Origin of the sequence: Serratia sp. Ser99 (genome assembly GCF_024519545.1) — a bacterium.
GTDB classification, from domain to species: Bacteria; Pseudomonadota; Gammaproteobacteria; order Enterobacterales; family Enterobacteriaceae; genus Serratia; species Serratia liquefaciens.
In genome coordinates, this window is sequence record NZ_JALJRT010000002.1 from 388,300 (window position 1) to 403,952 (window position 15,653).

General features: G+C 56.5%; 15 protein-coding genes. 10 read left to right on the plus strand and 5 right to left on the minus strand.

Annotation, left to right across the window (positions count from 1 at the left end):
• Positions 1-85: 85 nt before the first annotated feature.
• Positions 86-1,546, minus strand: a complete 1,461-nt coding sequence (locus NR114_RS05875) for a serralysin family metalloprotease (RefSeq protein ID WP_306219290.1) — start codon at positions 1,544-1,546, stop codon at positions 86-88.
• Positions 1,547-1,856: 310 nt separating this feature from the next.
• On the opposite strand from NR114_RS05875, the gene NR114_RS05880 reads away from it, so the two are divergent.
• From NR114_RS05880 to NR114_RS05895, 4 genes are all read left to right on the plus strand, one after another.
• A complete protein-coding gene (locus NR114_RS05880; RefSeq protein WP_041414553.1) occupies positions 1,857-2,351 on the plus strand; it encodes a TIGR00645 family protein in 495 nt (164 codons plus the stop codon).
• 240 nt (positions 2,352-2,591) lie between these two features.
• Positions 2,592-3,047, plus strand: coding sequence for a 3-hydroxyacyl-ACP dehydratase FabZ (gene fabZ / locus NR114_RS05885; RefSeq protein WP_020826847.1), 456 nt, complete (start codon positions 2,592-2,594; stop codon positions 3,045-3,047).
• Positions 3,048-3,084: 37 nt separating this feature from the next.
• Positions 3,085-3,873: a spermidine synthase gene (locus tag NR114_RS05890; protein WP_234530262.1), complete on the plus strand. Its 789-nt coding sequence runs from the start codon at positions 3,085-3,087 to the stop codon at positions 3,871-3,873.
• Between the two features lie 56 nt (positions 3,874-3,929).
• Positions 3,930-4,124 (plus strand): ribbon-helix-helix protein, CopG family, encoded by a 195-nt coding sequence (locus NR114_RS05895; RefSeq protein WP_012145111.1) that lies wholly within the window; start codon positions 3,930-3,932, stop codon positions 4,122-4,124.
• A 36-nt stretch (positions 4,125-4,160) separates the two neighbouring features.
• Here the strand turns inward: NR114_RS05895 and NR114_RS05900 are convergent, their stop codons facing one another.
• Positions 4,161-5,249 carry an oxidoreductase gene (locus tag NR114_RS05900; protein ID WP_048758985.1) on the minus strand — a complete coding sequence of 363 codons (1,089 nt, stop codon included), beginning with the start codon at positions 5,247-5,249 and terminating at the stop codon, positions 4,161-4,163.
• A 223-nt stretch (positions 5,250-5,472) separates the two neighbouring features.
• On the opposite strand from NR114_RS05900, the gene NR114_RS05905 reads away from it, so the two are divergent.
• From NR114_RS05905 to NR114_RS05915, 3 genes are all read left to right on the plus strand, one after another.
• On the plus strand, positions 5,473-6,546 hold the full coding sequence (locus tag NR114_RS05905; RefSeq protein WP_020826844.1) for a sugar ABC transporter substrate-binding protein: 1,074 nt from the start codon (positions 5,473-5,475) through the stop codon (positions 6,544-6,546).
• Positions 6,547-6,555: 9 nt separating this feature from the next.
• Positions 6,556-7,803: an LVIVD repeat-containing protein gene (locus NR114_RS05910; protein WP_234530260.1), complete on the plus strand. Its 1,248-nt coding sequence runs from the start codon at positions 6,556-6,558 to the stop codon at positions 7,801-7,803.
• 83 nt (positions 7,804-7,886) lie between these two features.
• Positions 7,887-8,288: a VOC family protein gene (locus tag NR114_RS05915; RefSeq protein WP_020826842.1), complete on the plus strand. Its 402-nt coding sequence runs from the start codon at positions 7,887-7,889 to the stop codon at positions 8,286-8,288.
• Here NR114_RS05915 and NR114_RS05920 read toward each other — a convergent pair.
• A complete protein-coding gene (locus NR114_RS05920; RefSeq protein WP_234530258.1) occupies positions 8,267-9,703 on the minus strand; it encodes an MFS transporter in 1,437 nt (478 codons plus the stop codon). The genes NR114_RS05915 and NR114_RS05920 overlap by 22 nt on opposite strands.
• Positions 9,704-9,890: 187 nt before the next feature.
• Here NR114_RS05920 and NR114_RS05925 point away from each other — a divergent pair, with 187 nt between their 5' ends.
• Entirely contained in the window at positions 9,891-10,754 is an 864-nt protein-coding gene (locus NR114_RS05925) for an alpha/beta hydrolase (RefSeq protein ID WP_048758990.1), read from the plus strand.
• Here the strand turns inward: NR114_RS05925 and NR114_RS05930 are convergent.
• Both NR114_RS05930 and NR114_RS05935 read right to left on the minus strand, forming a co-directional pair.
• Complete coding sequence (locus NR114_RS05930; protein WP_234530264.1) at positions 10,747-11,922, minus strand: MFS transporter; 1,176 nt, start codon at positions 11,920-11,922, stop codon at positions 10,747-10,749. The two genes, NR114_RS05925 and NR114_RS05930, sit on opposite strands and share 8 nt — an antisense overlap.
• A 2-nt stretch (positions 11,923-11,924) precedes the next feature.
• On the minus strand, positions 11,925-13,094 hold the full coding sequence (locus NR114_RS05935; protein ID WP_234530255.1) for a serine hydrolase: 1,170 nt from the start codon (positions 13,092-13,094) through the stop codon (positions 11,925-11,927).
• Positions 13,095-13,217: 123 nt separating this feature from the next.
• Here NR114_RS05935 and NR114_RS05940 point away from each other — a divergent pair, with 123 nt between their 5' ends.
• Entirely contained in the window at positions 13,218-14,105 is an 888-nt protein-coding gene (locus NR114_RS05940; protein WP_048758992.1) for a LysR family transcriptional regulator, read from the plus strand.
• Between the two features lie 225 nt (positions 14,106-14,330).
• A complete protein-coding gene (locus tag NR114_RS05945; RefSeq protein WP_048758993.1) occupies positions 14,331-15,650 on the plus strand; it encodes an MmgE/PrpD family protein in 1,320 nt (439 codons plus the stop codon).
• Positions 15,651-15,653 lie beyond the last annotated feature (3 nt).

Consider the following 15,653-nt stretch of genomic DNA (forward strand, 5'->3'; position numbering starts at 1 on the left):
GGCAGCCGACGTGGCGAAGAGACGTTATGGGACGCAGGGGAATAAAACCGTAATAAAATGGTGGGCATAGCCCACCGTGACAGAATTAAACAATAAAATCAGTGGCGGTATTTTCCTGGCCTACGATATTCACCAGGAAGTCCGGTGTCGCATGACCACTTATATTCAATGCCAATTCACTAAAATCACTTTGTGAATTATACGTCAACGTGGCCTCACCTGCCTGACCGCTGAAGCTGTCAACGAAATGAATAAAGTCTGTACCGTTATCGCCCTGATTAAAGAAAGAGAGGTCAATCTTGTCGATACCGGTTTCAAAGTCGAGGATCTTATCCGGCGATTTGAACGGTGAATCGCTCACGGCGGAGAAAACAAAAATATCACTGCCGCTGCCACCGGATAACTGATCCTGCCCACCGCCACCGTAAATAACGTCGTTCCCCGCGCCGCCCTGAAGAATATTGGCGGCGTCATTGCCGACAATGACATCATTCCCCGAACCGCCAATGGCGTTTTCGATGACAGCGCCTACGGCGATGGAAATATTGCCCTTCAATCCGCCAACGTCAGAGAACGAGCCTTCGGTCAGATTAATACGCTGGTCTTGCGAGTACCCTGAGAAATCAAGGGTGTCGTTACCGCCCGCATCCCAGACGGAGAAAATCAGTTTCTGGCTGCTGTCCGTCGCGGTGTAGAAATCTCTGCCGGAATTAGAGTTGAATCCATATACCGTGTCACCGGTGCGCGTGGTGGTATTGGCACCATATAAATACTGAATGGCAGCAATATCATCGACCAGCGGAGCCGCGGAATAATAACCGCCGTGATCGCCGCCGGTGACAGATTCATCCCAATAGCTCATCACGCTGAACTGGCGAGTATCTTCGGCGTAGGTAGCCTTGGCATAACTCGGGCTTTGTCCGGCATTGTAAACCCCTGGGTGATCCAACCCCAAAGTGTGCCCCAATTCATGGGTGATGCTCAGGCGGCCATAGTTGCCCAATTCAGGATGTAAATTGGCATAAACACCATCACGGGGATCTGCATAGTCGTAATTAATATTGAACCAGCTTTGACCGTCGGTATTATGCCCGCGATAATCCGTACCTGCGCCGGTAAAAGGTTTAATCGCATAAGCCTGACCGTCGCCCTCATAATTACCAAAGGTAATGTTGGACTTTTGCCCTGGGGCTACCTCGACGAAATTAAGGTTCGCCACATCGGCCCAAGACTGCAGGGAAAGCTTGGCCTGCGCTTTTTGATCGGCGGTAAAGGCGCTAAGGCCGGTGTCTTGGCTGGCAAAGCGACCATTTAAATTGCTCTGATTATAATCCCAATCCGGGAAGGAGTAAGTGACGGTGGCGCCTTGGCCGATGACGTGAGTTCCATTCCAGGTTTGTTCACTGCGCGCTATTTGCTTGCCTGCCGCTGCTATATCAAAAGAAGGCTTATTATTAATGGTTAAACCATTGCCTCTATTATGGTAATTCAGCAAATCATTAACACTATCCCAACCGTTGGTTTTTCCATTTAGGGAATTATCCATATCCATCTCCATTAGGTTAATTCATTTCCGTTATATATAATTCGCTCGCGATATAAAAACCCACTGCAATGTCATCATGCAGCATTTAAAGGCTAGTCTGATTTTCGGATAGCTCAATATATATTGATAAAATATTTTTTTGCGGAGTAAATAGCTTAAAAACACGCAGTGATTAAAGGGGCTTATTTCTTTCGCATGGCATTCCCTCATCCCGGCGAAATCCCCTTTCAATCCTCGCGGGCTCTCTTGCCTTTTGACGGGCCTCTTGCGTTATACTGTATCCCACTTTTTGTAACGAACTCAGATGACTATGGAACGCTTTCTAGAAAATGCCATGTATGCCTCCCGTTGGCTACTTGCCCCGGTTTACTTCGGCCTGTCCCTGGCCTTGCTGGCGCTGTCGATTAAATTTTTCCAGGAGATATTCCATGTTCTGCCGAACATTTTCTCCATAGCCGAAGCGGATCTGGTTCTGACGCTGCTCTCGCTGGTCGATATGGCGCTGGTTGGCGGCCTGCTGGTGATGGTGATGTTCTCGGGCTATGAAAATTTTGTTTCGCAGCTGGATATCAGCGAAAACAAAGAGAAACTGAGCTGGCTGGGCAAGATGGATGCCACCTCATTAAAGAACAAGGTGGCCGCTTCGATTGTCGCCATTTCCTCCATTCACCTGCTGCGGGTGTTTATGGACGCCAAAAACGTGCCGGACAACAAGCTGATGTGGTATGTGATCATCCACCTGACCTTTGTCCTTTCGGCTTTTGTGATGGGCTACCTCGATAAGCTGACGCGCTACAAAAACTGATCCCCCTTAGCCGCCGCTCTCCTGCTGGCGGCTAACTTCCTCCCCCTCGAAACACGCAATATCTTCAACAAGTTGTAATTACTGGCGTTTGAATCGGCTGACGTTATTCGCTGTTTTTCAACCCAGAAGGCTTTCATTTGGTGCATCTGATGATAATAACATTATAATGTCATTACACTTCGACCGGCACAGAGGCCCACGCAAGCTGAGCTTTGCCCGCTGACAGGATCCGAAACACACATGCCGCTAAATGGTAATCCACTGCAGTACCAGGATGTTCAATCTATCCTGCCACACCGTTTTCCCTGTCTGCTGGTTGACCGCATCCTGCCTGCTGGCACTTGCATTGCCGAAGGCCGCCTTAGCGCCATCAAAAATATCACCGCCAACGAACCGACATTCTGGACCGGCCATCATCAGATGACGGTGTTTCCCGGCGTATTGATGGTGGAAGCGTTGGCGCAAACCACCGGTCTGTTGGCACATTATTTTCTCAGCCCGTTGCTGCCAGGCGAGCATTACTATTTTGCGGCCATCCATCGCGCCCGTTTCTATCGTTCGGCACGGCCCGGTGACCAACTCTGTATGGAAGTGACATTTGTCCGACAGCGCTCCGGCATTGCCCGATTCTCTGGCCGTGCGTCGGTCAATGGCCGCAGGATCTGTACCGCAGAATTTATGTGCGCCCGTAAGTAAGGCTGCCTTTTTAGGATGGAGGCTCGACGAAACTACTATGTCATTGGTTGATAAGCTGCTAAATAGCCTGGATTTCTCCCCTCGCGGTCAGGTGATTGCACGGGAGTTGGATCACTGCGGCGAAATTATCGTCTCCGATCACAAAGGTTACCGCACCCTGCGTTTTGACGGTATCTGCGAACAGAGCAAAATGTGCATCAGCGCGCCGCAGGTGCCGGTTCATAACTACATCAAAACCATGCTGATGGCAGTCGCCTGGCAGCCCCCCGCCTCGGCACTGATCCTGGGGCTGGGCGGCGGTGGCCTGGTGCGGGCGCTGCACGCCTATGATGCCAATATGCTGTTGGAAGTGGTGGAATTACGCCAGGCGGTGGTGTCCGTCGCCCGCCGATACTTCACTTTGCCTACCGTTCATAACATCACCATGCACATCGCCGATGCCGCTGATTTCTTGCGAGCCCCCGCCCAGCGGCGCTATGACCTGATTTTTTCCGACCTCTACAGCGCCTTTACCATGGATCCGCAACAGGGCACACAGGCCTTTTTGGCGCAGTGCGCCGAGCGGCTTTCGGATCCGGGCTGGTTAGTACTGAACTACCATGAAGTGCCGGATGAGGGCTCACTGCTGTATCACAGCTTACACCGGGTGTTTAACACGGTTCTGTACTGCGTGGCACCCAGCGGCAACGTGATTATCTACGCTGCGCTTGCCAATACCGAAACGCCACTCAGCCTGCTGCGCCGCCTTTCCGCTGAGGTCGGGCCAAGCTTTAGCTGCGATCTTCGCTACCTGTCACGCAAAATTGAACGGCTGCACTTTAGCTGAGGCGGTATTGCCGCCCTGCTATTATCATTTGATTATCATCCTCTGGAGCAATCACCATGGAAAAGAAAACGGCGCGTCTGACCGTCCTCATCGACCCAGACAAGAAAAAAGCCCTGGAAGAACTCTGTCTGCAACAGGACGTGACCCCCTCTCAGGTGATCCGTCAGTTGATACGTGACTATCTGCACAAGCACCAGGTGGAGTATCCCAGCCAGCCGACCCACTCCAATCCTCGGGTGGACAACGCCTGACGTCAGATGGCGCACACCCAGCGCCATCCGTACCCCTCAACGATGCTGTGACTCCACAAAGCTAAGCGCAGTGCGCAAGCTGGAATCGTTGATCGTGATCGGCAGCAGGTGAATCGACTCCCCCTGCTGCAGGGTGCGTTCGGTCAGCCGTTTAATTTGCGCTTCATCGTGGATATCCACCTGCAGCGCTGCCAGACTGACCGGTAAATCCAGTCGCCGGTAAAGCGCAATCAGTTGCGCCACGGTTTCCGGTTGCCCCAACAGTGCACTCTGCACCAGAATGCCGTACGCCACCTTGGTGCCATGCAAGAAGGCATCGGTTTGCGGTAGCGCGGTCAACCCGTTATGCACCGAATGTGCAGCGGCGATGCGGGTATAGCGATCGCCCAGTCCCCCCACCAAACCACCACCGGCGATAATCGCCTCCAGCACATTAAGGAAGTCCTGACTCAATTGTCCTTGCGCCTGTGCCTGCAACGCCGCCTCGCTTTGGTTGAGCAATACGTCGCGCAGCGTCAGTGCGGTATTGAGGCCCAGTTGCACGGTTAACGGCAAACGTTCCGGCTGCGGAGTCAGCACCACCGCTTCATACCATTTCGCCAGGGTGTCACCGATCCCAGCCAGCAAGTATTCCTTCGGAGCACGCAGGATAATTTCCGGCTCGACCAACACCAGATGGTTGGCATCATGGAAAATCTCATAGCGCAATGCTTGCCCCTGGTCGTTGTACCACACCGAGAGCGGCGTCCAGGCGGCACAGGTGGCGGCAATGGTCGGGATCGCCACCAGCGGCAGCCCTAAGCGACGGGCCACCACTTTGGCCGTGTCCAACACTGCACCGCCGCCAACGCCAATCACCACCTGCCGATCCGCGCCAGCCTGGCGCACGATATCCAGCACGGTGCTCTCGCTGCAGTGGTTGTTAAACAGCACCCGACGAGCATCGGCATCGTCGAATACCGCCGGTAACCAGGGTTTTGCCGCCGCCAATGCGCGCTCACCGTACACCCAGAGCGCCTTGCTCAGCTGTTGCGGGGAATAAAACTGCGCCAGTTGGTCAATGGCTCCGGGGAACGCAAAATAGTTGGCGGGGCCGACGACCACGCGGATGGAGTTATCACTCATGCTCAAGTCCTTATTTTATCAGCTATTACCATCATAGGGGCGAGGACGCCAATCACTAATACTCTTTTGCATTAGCTTATGTTTTTTCGTTCATTGTCATCCGCCGGTCGGCCATGGAAACTGGCTGCCTCAATTCATCCTTTCAATAAAAAGCCATCCCAATGGTGACGATGAATTGTCCTCTCGCTTTTTAATGATGCTTAACCATGCAGGGTAAAACTCAATGAAATTGTTCAACACCTCACTTCTGGCGCTCAGCCTGTTCGCCGTGTTTCCGGCACTATCCGCCCCCACTGCCGCCCCAATCCCGGCAGCGATAGCGAATCATCAGGGGCCGATCCGCATTGCGGTGATCCGCAATTTGGGTTCTGACGACAATACCACGCAGTTCGTATCCGGGGCGGTGCAGGAAGGCCGCAAGCTCGGCTTTCAGGTCAATACCTTCCTGACCAACGGCGACGACGCCAAATTCCAGGACTTCGTCAATCAGGCCATTAGCCAGAAGTACGACGGCATTATTCTGTCTCAGGGGCGCGATCCTTACTCAACCGCCCTGCTCAAACGCATCGCCGACAGCGGCATCGCGGTGGCCGCCTTTGATACCGCCGTGCAGGGCGAAATTCCGGGCGTGACCATTACCCAGCAGGACGACGCTTCGTTGACCGATCTTTCGTTTGGCCAACTGGTAAAAGATTTCAACGGTCAGGCGAATATCATCAAGCTATGGGTCGCGGGGTTCCCGCCCATGGAGCGACGTCAGGCGCAGTACCAGAAACTGCTTAAACAACAGCCCGGCATCAAAGAGCTGGAATCCATCGGTGCGGTGTCCTCCGACGTTCAGGGCGATACGGCCAACAAAATTGGCGCGATCCTGGCCAAATACCCAAAAGGCAAAATCGATGCCATTTGGGGTACCTGGGATGCGTTTAGCCAGGGGGCCTACAAGGCCTTGCAGGAGAATGGCCGTACCGAAATCAAACTCTACAGTATCGATATCTCCAACCAGGATCTGGCGCTGATGCGCGCTAAAGACAGCGCCTGGAAGCTCAGCGTGGCGGTGGATCCCAAGCTGATCGGCGCCGTTAACCTGCGCCTGGTGGCCAATAAAATTGGCGGCGAGAAAACCCCTGCAACCTATGAATTTAAAGCTGCGGCAATCCCGCAGGCCCTGTTGCTCAGCCATCCGGCGGCCACCAACGTCGCCTCGCTGGCGAAAGTGATCCCGAACTGGGGTAAATCAGACGATTTCATCGCCCCCTGGTTCGCCACGCTTGAAGCGCAACAGGCTAAGAAATAAGGAGCGGTGATGGCAACGCAACCCCTTGTGCAGCCCGAATACAGCCGCAATATGCGGCTGATCGGTCACAGCGATCAGGGCGGCAGGCCGGACGGCGTACAGGTGATGGTTCATCGGGGCTATGCCTATATCGGCCACATGGTTTCGCAGGGCTTTTCCATCGTCGACGTACGCGATGCGAAGGATCCGAAACCCGCCGGCTTTGTCCCTGCGCCACCCGGCACCTGGAATGTGCATTTACAGGCGCATGACGATTTGCTGCTGGTGATTAACGCCCGGGATTTATTTGCCGACGTCCGCTTTGCCGATGAAAAAGTCTATTACACCCGCGCCATCAGCCAGACGGTATCGAGCAGCGATCTCCGCGGCTGGAGCGCCGGGATGCGTATTTTCGATATTTCCACCCCGGACCGGCCACGGGAGATTGGTTTTCTGGCGCTGGAAGGCATCGGCGTACACCGCATCTGGTACGTGGGCGGGCGCTGGGCTTACGTTTCGGCGCTGATCGACGGCTACAGCGACTACATTTTTTTGACCGTCGATCTGGCCGACCCTCGTCATCCGCAAATCGCCGGGCGTTGGTGGCTACCGGGTATGCACAGCGCCGGGGGTGAAACGCCCAACTGGCCGGAGGGCAAGCGCTACGCTTTGCACCATGCGATCATCAGCGGCGATACCGCCTATGCCAGCTGGCGCGACGGGGGGCTAACCCTGTTGGATATCAAGGACCGCAGTCAACCGCAGTTAATTGCCCATCGCAACTGGAGCCCGCCGTTTAGCGGCGGCACCCACACCGCACTACCGCTACCGGATCGGGACCTGCTGGTAGTATTGGATGAGGCGGTGCTCGACAACCAGCAGGACGGCGAAAAGTTGATCTGGCTGTTTGATATTCGCCAACCGACCAACCCGGTGAGCATCGCGACCTTCCCACAGCCGGATGAACGCGATTACGTCAGCAAAGGCGCACACTTCGGCCCCCATAATCTGCATGAGAACCGTCCTGGCAGCTTTATCAGTTCGACGCTGATTTTCGCCACTTACCAAAATGCCGGCGTTCGCGCTTACGACATCAGCAACCCTTATCAACCGAAGGAAACCGGCGCTTTGGTTCCCGCTGCGCCGCAGAGGATGATGGACACACGCCCTGATCGTCCGCAGGTTATTCAGTCGTGCGACGTATTTGTCGACGCTCAGGGGATCATTTACAGCACGGATTACAACGGCGGTTTGTCGATCATTGAATATCTAGGCTAAAAATCCAGCGCCGCGTTGTTTATTTTTTGGGCTATCAGGCCTAAAGTGAGGCAACGTGTAAGCAGGGACAAATAAGGGAAACTATGTTTAGTCATATCACCGTAGGCGTCAGCGATCTGGACAAAGCCGCCGCATTTTACGATGCGATTTTGCTGCCACTGGGACTCAAGCAACGCCCGGTCACGCCCGATGGCGGCCCCGGGGCTCGTTGCTGGGTATTGCCTGACCGGACATTGCCGCGTTTTTACGCCTACCAACCTTATAACCGACAGCCGGCCAGTGCCGGCAACGGCAGTATGGTGGCGTTCACCGCCCAGAATGAACAACAGGTTCGGCAAGCCTATGCCGCCGGGCTGGCGGCGGGCGGCACATCGGAAGGTGAAGCCGGCGAGCGGACCCATTACGGCAAGGGATATTTTGGCGCTTATCTCCGCGATCCGGACGGCAACAAAATTCATATCGCCTACCGGGGCGACCTGCTGTAATCATCCTCGTGCGGGCGGACGCCACCGTTTCTGGCAGCCATCACCAGCGCAAACGCCGCCAGCGCACCGGCGACCAGGTAGGTAATCTGCATGCCATTTGCAACGGCGTGCGACGAAGCCAACTTGATATCGCCGGTGTGGGTTGCCAACATAAATAACGCCCCCATAGCCGATGCGCCGGTGATCAACCCAAGGTTGCGCGAGAGGTTGATCATGCCCGAGATCACCCCACGCTGCTCGGGGGCGGCATGCTTCATCAAGGCCGTATTGTTGGCGACCTGAAAGAGCGCATAACCCAGCGTCATCAGGCACAGCGGTGCCACGTAGCCGAACACGCCCTGATTCAGCGACATCATCGACATGATGCCTGCCCCGACAGCCATGGTCGTCAGCCCCATCAAAGTGATCCTTTGCGCTCCGAAGCGATCCACCCACCGACCGGCCGGTACCCCGAGCAATGCGGCCACTATCGGCCCCGCCGACATCGCCAGTCCCGCTTGCCCAACCGCCAAACCCAGCCCATGCGTCAGATAAAATGGCCCTACCACCAGCGTCGTCATCATGATGGTCATTACCAGCGCACTCATCGCCAACCCGACGCTCAGCCCCGGTTGGCGGAACAGCGCCAACTGGATCAGGGGAAGCGCCGTGCGCTTTTGCAACCGGACAAATAACCCCATCCCCAGCGCCGCGCCCAACAACAACGTCAGGTTAACGACGCCAAAGTCACCGCGCCCCAACGTCATCGACAGCGCATAGCAGGCCAGCGTTACCCCAAGCAGTAAGGTCCCTGCCCAGTCAAACCGACCGCGTTCTTTTTGCCGTTGCCGTTCATCCTGCGGCAGGGAGCAATAAACCAGCAGAAAAGCCACTACGCCCACCGGTATGTTGACCAGAAACATCGCCCGCCAGCCGAAAGCCAATATCAGTGCGCCCCCCAGCGAAGGGCCAAGCGCCGTGCCGATGGCCGACATGCTGCCCAGCAATCCCATGGCACGGCCGGTATTTTCTTTACCCACCGTCTCACCAACCAGCGCCATGGTCATTGCCATCATGACGGCCGCTCCCAAACCTTGCGCAACGCGCGCCGCCAACAATAGCCAGATGTCCGGCGCAAAAGCACACAATCCGGACGCCAGGGTGAACAGAGCAATCCCCGTCAGCAACAGGCGGCGGCGCCCCATCCTGTCCCCCAAGCGGCCCATGGCAATAATCGACGTGGTAACGGCCAGCAGGTAGACGATAACTACCCATTGTACCGCCTGAAAAGAGCTGTTGAACGCCTGCGCCAGCGTCGGCAAGCCCACGTTGGCAATGCTGGCGCCCAGCGAGGAAACCAGCATCGACAAAGAAAGGCTGGCAAGGATCCCACGCAAATTGACTGGCGGGCTGGCGTGTTGGGTTATTGACTTCATGTTGCTGACTCCTGAAAGAACCTGTCAGTAGCCTATGCCGTCCAGAGAGCAGGCGGAAGGCGCAGCAAATGCAGTTTATTAGTGCACCAGGCGCCATGTCACGGCGGACCTGTACCCGCATTAAGAAGCAAACGTCAAAACGGCTTCAGGTAGATGATGAGGACACCCCCTCAAGGAGAGATAGATAATGAAAATCGACCTGCTGTTTGACGATCTGTCGATGCGCGCCGTGCAGTACAACGCCCGTGCCTCGGTAGAAGATTTTGACGCCTGTATGGCGCAATATGAACAACTGGCCACGCAGGCCAAAGCGCAGACGCCGGGGATTTACGATATCCACTACGGGATGGGCGTCGCCGAGCGCCTGGACTTGTTCCCTGCCGCCAGACAACCGTCACCGCTGTTGGTGTTTATTCACGGCGGTTATTGGCACTCCCAGCGTAAGGAAGAAGCCTGTTCGATGGCGGCAACTTTCACCCAGCATGGCGTAGCGGTCGCTACGTTGGAATACACCTTGCAACCTGAAGCCACGCTGGCAGAAATCGTCCGAGAGGTTCGTAGCGCAATAGCCTGGCTTTACCACCACGCCGGCCAGTACGGCATCGACCCAGAACGCATCTTCGTCAGCGGCAGCTCGGCCGGCGGCCACCTGTGTGGCATGCTGATTGCCGATGACTGGCAGCACCTGTATCAGGTGCCCGTCAACGTGATCAAAGGGGCGCTGGCGCTGAGCGGCCTGTACGACATACGACCGCTGTGCGATATCTACATCAATGACTGGATGCGCCTGACGCCTGAGCAGGCGGCAACCCTCAGCCCGCTGTTTATGCTGCCGGAAAAGGCGCATGCGCCGCAGATCCTGCTCGACGTCGGCGCCAAAGAAACCCAGGGGTTCAGAAACCAGACGCTGGCTTACTTCGCCGCCTGCCGAGAAAAAGGGCTGAATGTGGCGCTGCTGGAAGATCGGCACAACAACCATTTCACGCTGGTTAACGAGTTGGCCAACCCCGACAGCATCCTGTTCCAACGCGTTATGGCAATGATTAAGTGACGCCGTGAGTCACTGCGGCGCCGATTCGAGGGTAGAGCCTGATTTTAAACGCGATCGTCACCGTCGCCAGCGCCGCGAACACCCCACCGGAGAGCATGATGCCCTGCAGCCCCACGGCATCAATAAAGCCGCCGCTGACCACCGAACCCAACGCCACCCCCAGATTGATAAAGGCAATATACAGCCCGGTGGCGAATTCCGGTGCCTGCGGCGCTTCGGCCGTCAGCCACATTTGTGTCACTATCAAACCGCTGGTATGCGCCGCCCCCCAAAACAGGCAAAGAACGATCATCGTGCCCAGATGGGTGCTGCCGTACAGATACAGCAACCCATAAGCCAGCGCCAGCACCACTGGGTGCAATAAGGTGGCCGCGAACCGGTGACGGTTCAGTAATTTCCCCGCCAGCAGATTGCCGGACACGCCGCCCAAGCCAAAAATCACCAGTAGCAAGCCAACCCTTGGTCCACTGATGCCGATTTCACCACTCAGGTATTCGGTGGCATAGGCATAAACGGAAAACATCGCAGCGAAGATCAGCACACAGGCAAGAATATTCAGCCACAGCGCACCGCTGCGCAATATTGCCAACTGCTTGCCATATTCCATTCGCTGGGGGGCACTATCAGGCAGGCAGAAAAATAAGCCGATACCCGCCAGCAGGTTAACCAGGGCACAAAACAGGAAAGAGGCCTCATAGCTGAACTGCCCGGCGATCCAATGCGTCAAGGGGATCCCCAGCACCATGCCCATACTGGTGCCGACAAAAGCATAAGCCGTCGCCCGCGTCACCTGCTGTTGGGGATACAACGAAGCCGCCGCCACCATCGCCAACGCGAAATATATCGGGTGGAACAGCGCCGGTAAAATGCGCAACACCAGCAGGGAGCCGAAACTGGCCGCATAAGCCGAGAGCACACTGGTCACGACAAATACGGCCAGTGAAATCAGCAGCATGCGCTTACGGTTAAACCGTGAGGCCAACAGCACCAACAGTGGCCCCAGCAAAGCAATCGTTATCGCGAAAACCCCCACCAGCCACCCTGCCTGCGAGGCTGAAATTGCGTAACGTTCCATGATCAGCGGTAATATGCCCACCACGCCAAATTCGATGCAGTACACACCGAACAGCCCCAGGGCAATGAAAAAAATCGGCGACAGGATTTTCATCATCATTGGTCTCCTGCGAGAAGCGGTAATCCGTCATATACCGCCTGGCAGAGTTCCCCGACAAATGCTCCCGCCATCCCTTCCAGCGCGGTATTGGTAAAAGCCACGACGCTGAGCTGCCGGGCCGGATCGACAAACCAGGAATGGCCGTACGTCCCGCCCATACGCCAGGTACCTACCGATTCCGGCGTCTGGGCCGCCCGCGGATCTTTCAATACGGTGATCCCCAGCCCAAAACCGCGCCCCGGCCAGAATGGCATCGGTAAATCGCCGATCTGGTTGCTGGTCATGACCGTTACCCACTCTTCGGGCAGCAATGGTGCGCCGCCCCGACGCAGGGTTTCCAGCAAACGCAGAAAATCTTCCGCCGAACCTACCATGCCGGCCCCGCCTGACGCATAGGCGCTGGCATCCAGCGCCCTGGCAGGTGAAAGCTTAAAACCGTCGGTGCCGTCAATAAACTCGATGCGATCCGGTTGTTGCAGAGGCCGGGGCTCGGGGTAATGGTTAGCGTAAGCCACTGTCAGCCGCTGCGCATCGTGGGTACTGAACCCGGTATCTCGCATCGCCATCGGTCCGGTCACCAGATGTGCCACCGCTTGTGCCAACGGCAAACCACTGGCTTGTTCAATCACCGCACCCAGCACATCGGTGGCAATCGAGTAGCGCCATTCGGTTCCTGGTGCTGCCTGCAGAGGAGCCGAGGCAATACGACGCACATTTTCCGCCAGGCTAAGCGGATCGTCATCCATACCGTCGGAAACTCCCGCCTGCGCATAGGATCCATGCTCAGGTTGGAAAAAGCGGTAACTCAGCCCTGCGGTGTGGGTCATCAGATGACGTACGGTCACTAAGGGTTGCTGGCCGTCCGGCGTACGCGGCCGGAACGACGGCAGCCAGCGCACCACCGGGTCTTCAAGCCGTAAACGCCCTTGAGCCATCAGCACCAGTGCCGCCGTGGACAGGATCGGTTTGGAGACCGAAGCCAAGCGAAACAGCGCATCGATGCGCATCGGTTTGCCCGCCTCTCGATCCGCCATACCGGCCGCACGACGATAGACCTGCTCGCCGCCCAACGCCACCAACACCACTGCACCCACCAGCCGTTTTTGTTCCAGCGCCAGATCGATGACCTTATCAATAGCCTTGGCATCAAGTTTGTATTTATTCATTAGCCATACCTCAGGTTGACAGCGAATTCTGTCAACCCCGAGGATAGATTGTGGCGAAAAGAAGAAAAACAGGCTAGATTTCCCTTCATAACGGACATTAACGTCCGTAATAGGAGGCACGAGATGGATAATCTGGCCGGGATCTCCGCCTTCGTTCAGGCGGCAGAAGCGCTCAGTTTTGTCGAGGCCGGACGCCTGTTGGGCGTATCCGCTTCGGCAATCGGTAAAAGCGTTGCCCGATTGGAGGCCCGTCTGGGCGTGCGATTGTTCCATCGCAGTACCCGCAGCATGACTTTGACGGCCGAAGGTCGGCTTTTCTTGCAGCGTTGCCAGCGGATCCTCGGAGAAATGGCAGCGGCGGAACAGGAACTCAGCGACACTCGCAGCGCCCCGCGTGGCAAACTTCGCGTCAGCTTGCCCCTGGTCGGCGGACTGCTCAACCCGGTGCTGGCGACGTTTATTCGTCGATATCCCGAAATTGAACTTGAACTGGACTTTTCCGACCGTCGTGTTGAGGTAATCGAGGAAGGATTCGACGCGGTGATCCGTGTTGGGGAAACGGAAGACTCAAGATTAATGAGCCGCCAACTGGGCAGTTTTCATCTGCAACTGGTCGCTTCGCCCGCCTATTTGCGTCAGGCCGGCACACCACAATGCCCGGACGATCTGCGTCAGCACGCCTGCTTGCTGTACAAATTCCCCACCACCGGCAAAGTCGAAGCCTGGCCGGTAATGGACTGGGATAAAATGCTCGGCGACGGTCTGCATGCAAGCGCAGTGTGCAACAGCGTCGATACGCTGATCTATTTGGCAGAACAGGGCCAGGGCATTGCCTGCCTGCCTGACTTTGCGGTAAAGCAGTCGCTGGCTGAGCAACGTCTTCAGCAACTGCTCGGTGCGCATTGCCGGCACACGGGCAGCTTTAAAATTCTCTGGCCCTCCAGCAAGCACCTGACGCCCCGACTGCGGGTGTTTATCGATCTGCTGAGTGAACAACTTTTCCCGCTTTAGCGCCCTTTTTTCTTAAGCCAAATGGCGACTTTGCTTTGCCTTAAAATGACTAAGCCAGATGCCCCGCGGTATTGAGCCAGCTTTATTGCCGGGATCGGCATCCACCATATTCCATTTTGAAATATGAAATTTCCGTTCGTTCTTTCGGGGCTAATGAAATCGCCACACAATGAAATCTGAATCGCAGGCCGGCGCATAACCGCATAAAAAATCAGGTTTTATATCTTGTCATCGCTCATAACCGCTCAATTTGCCCATTTGGTGCTGGATAGCCGGCCCGAAGCATCAGCCCTGTCGGCCGCCCGCCTTGGGCTGATAGATTATTTTGCCTGCGCGTTGCCGATCGCCCAGGGCGTACTCACCGACAGCGGCCTGGCAGCGGTAAAAAAAGTGTTCCCGCCTGCCAGTGCCGAGAACCGTGCGCTCTATTTCGGCTATATCAGCCATTCGCTGGATTTTGACGATTATCACCCCGCGCTGCGCGGGCACCCCAGCACGGTGGTGCTCTCTGCGCTGCTGGCATTGACCGACGATAACCCCGACGTTGACGCGCTACTGACCGCCTATGTCATTGGCGTAGAGGCAGCCGGGCGACTGGGGCTGGCTGCCGGTACTCAGCACTATCAGTTGGGATTTCACAGCACTGCCACCCTTGGTGCCGTTGCCGCCACTGCGGCGGCGGCACGCTATTTACACCTCACGCTGCACCAAACGCAGATCGCCCTTGGGCTGGCGGCCACCCAGGCCGCTGGGCTGCGCAGTCAGTTCGGGTCAGCCGCCAAGCCGTTGCACGCAGGGATCGCCGCTCGGGCGGCAGTCAATGCCGTGCTGCTGGCGCAACTGGGTTTTGCCGGGCAGCCGGAAGGCGTGATAGACAGCCTGTTGAGCTCGCATGGCGACGGACGGCAGCGGCCCGAGCTGTTGACGGCCGATTGGGGGGCGCCGTGGCGTATCCTGCAACCGGGGCTGGAATTTAAACGCTATCCCACCTGCGGCGGTACCCACAGCGCTGCGGAGGCCGCATTTATCCTGCGCGAACGCCTGCTCGAACAAGGCATTGCCGTCGAGGATATTTCCGCTGCCATCGCCAAGATCCAGGTCAGTTTTCCACCCGGTGCCGATACCGCTCCCTATATTCGCCGCCCGTCAACCGGCGTTGAGGCGCGTTTTAGCCTGGAATACGTCATCGCCGATGCGTTGTACAGCGGCAGCGTGCCGCTAATGCACTACGGTGAGGCCCCCGTTGACCCAAATATTTCAGCCCTGGCGGCACGGGTTGAACGCCATGCCGACCTGACGGCACCGCCAGACGAGCTGGATGCGGAGTTACGCTTCCACCGCGTCACGCTAACGCTGCACGACGGCCGCCAGTTAAGTGACATTGTCACAAGAAAGCAAACCGCCGCCCGACAGACCGACGTCGGTGCGAAACTGCGCAGCATCCTGCTATTGCTGCCGCATTTGAACGGTGACCGCGTGATCGAGGACTGCGCGCTAACGCAGCCCGCCGCGCTGAGCCGTTTAATCGAATTATTAAACCAATAATAA

Excerpts from the sequence above, each read along its gene's own strand:
- NR114_RS05875 (WP_306219290.1), bottom strand. The coding sequence starts at position 1,546 with ATGGATAATTCCCTAAATGGAAAAACCAACGGTTGGGATAGTGTTAAT.
- NR114_RS05880 (WP_041414553.1), top strand. The coding sequence starts at position 1,857 with ATGGAACGCTTTCTAGAAAATGCCATGTATGCCTCCCGTTGGCTACTT.
- fabZ (WP_020826847.1), top strand. The coding sequence starts at position 2,592 with ATGCCGCTAAATGGTAATCCACTGCAGTACCAGGATGTTCAATCTATC.
- NR114_RS05890 (WP_234530262.1), top strand. The coding sequence starts at position 3,085 with ATGTCATTGGTTGATAAGCTGCTAAATAGCCTGGATTTCTCCCCTCGC.
- NR114_RS05895 (WP_012145111.1), top strand. The coding sequence starts at position 3,930 with ATGGAAAAGAAAACGGCGCGTCTGACCGTCCTCATCGACCCAGACAAG.
- NR114_RS05900 (WP_048758985.1), bottom strand. The coding sequence starts at position 5,249 with ATGAGTGATAACTCCATCCGCGTGGTCGTCGGCCCCGCCAACTATTTT.
- NR114_RS05905 (WP_020826844.1), top strand. The coding sequence starts at position 5,473 with ATGAAATTGTTCAACACCTCACTTCTGGCGCTCAGCCTGTTCGCCGTG.
- NR114_RS05910 (WP_234530260.1), top strand. The coding sequence starts at position 6,556 with ATGGCAACGCAACCCCTTGTGCAGCCCGAATACAGCCGCAATATGCGG.
- NR114_RS05915 (WP_020826842.1), top strand. The coding sequence starts at position 7,887 with ATGTTTAGTCATATCACCGTAGGCGTCAGCGATCTGGACAAAGCCGCC.
- NR114_RS05920 (WP_234530258.1), bottom strand. The coding sequence starts at position 9,703 with ATGAAGTCAATAACCCAACACGCCAGCCCGCCAGTCAATTTGCGTGGG.
- NR114_RS05925 (WP_048758990.1), top strand. The coding sequence starts at position 9,891 with ATGAAAATCGACCTGCTGTTTGACGATCTGTCGATGCGCGCCGTGCAG.
- NR114_RS05930 (WP_234530264.1), bottom strand. The coding sequence starts at position 11,922 with ATGAAAATCCTGTCGCCGATTTTTTTCATTGCCCTGGGGCTGTTCGGT.
- NR114_RS05935 (WP_234530255.1), bottom strand. The coding sequence starts at position 13,094 with ATGAATAAATACAAACTTGATGCCAAGGCTATTGATAAGGTCATCGAT.
- NR114_RS05940 (WP_048758992.1), top strand. The coding sequence starts at position 13,218 with ATGGATAATCTGGCCGGGATCTCCGCCTTCGTTCAGGCGGCAGAAGCG.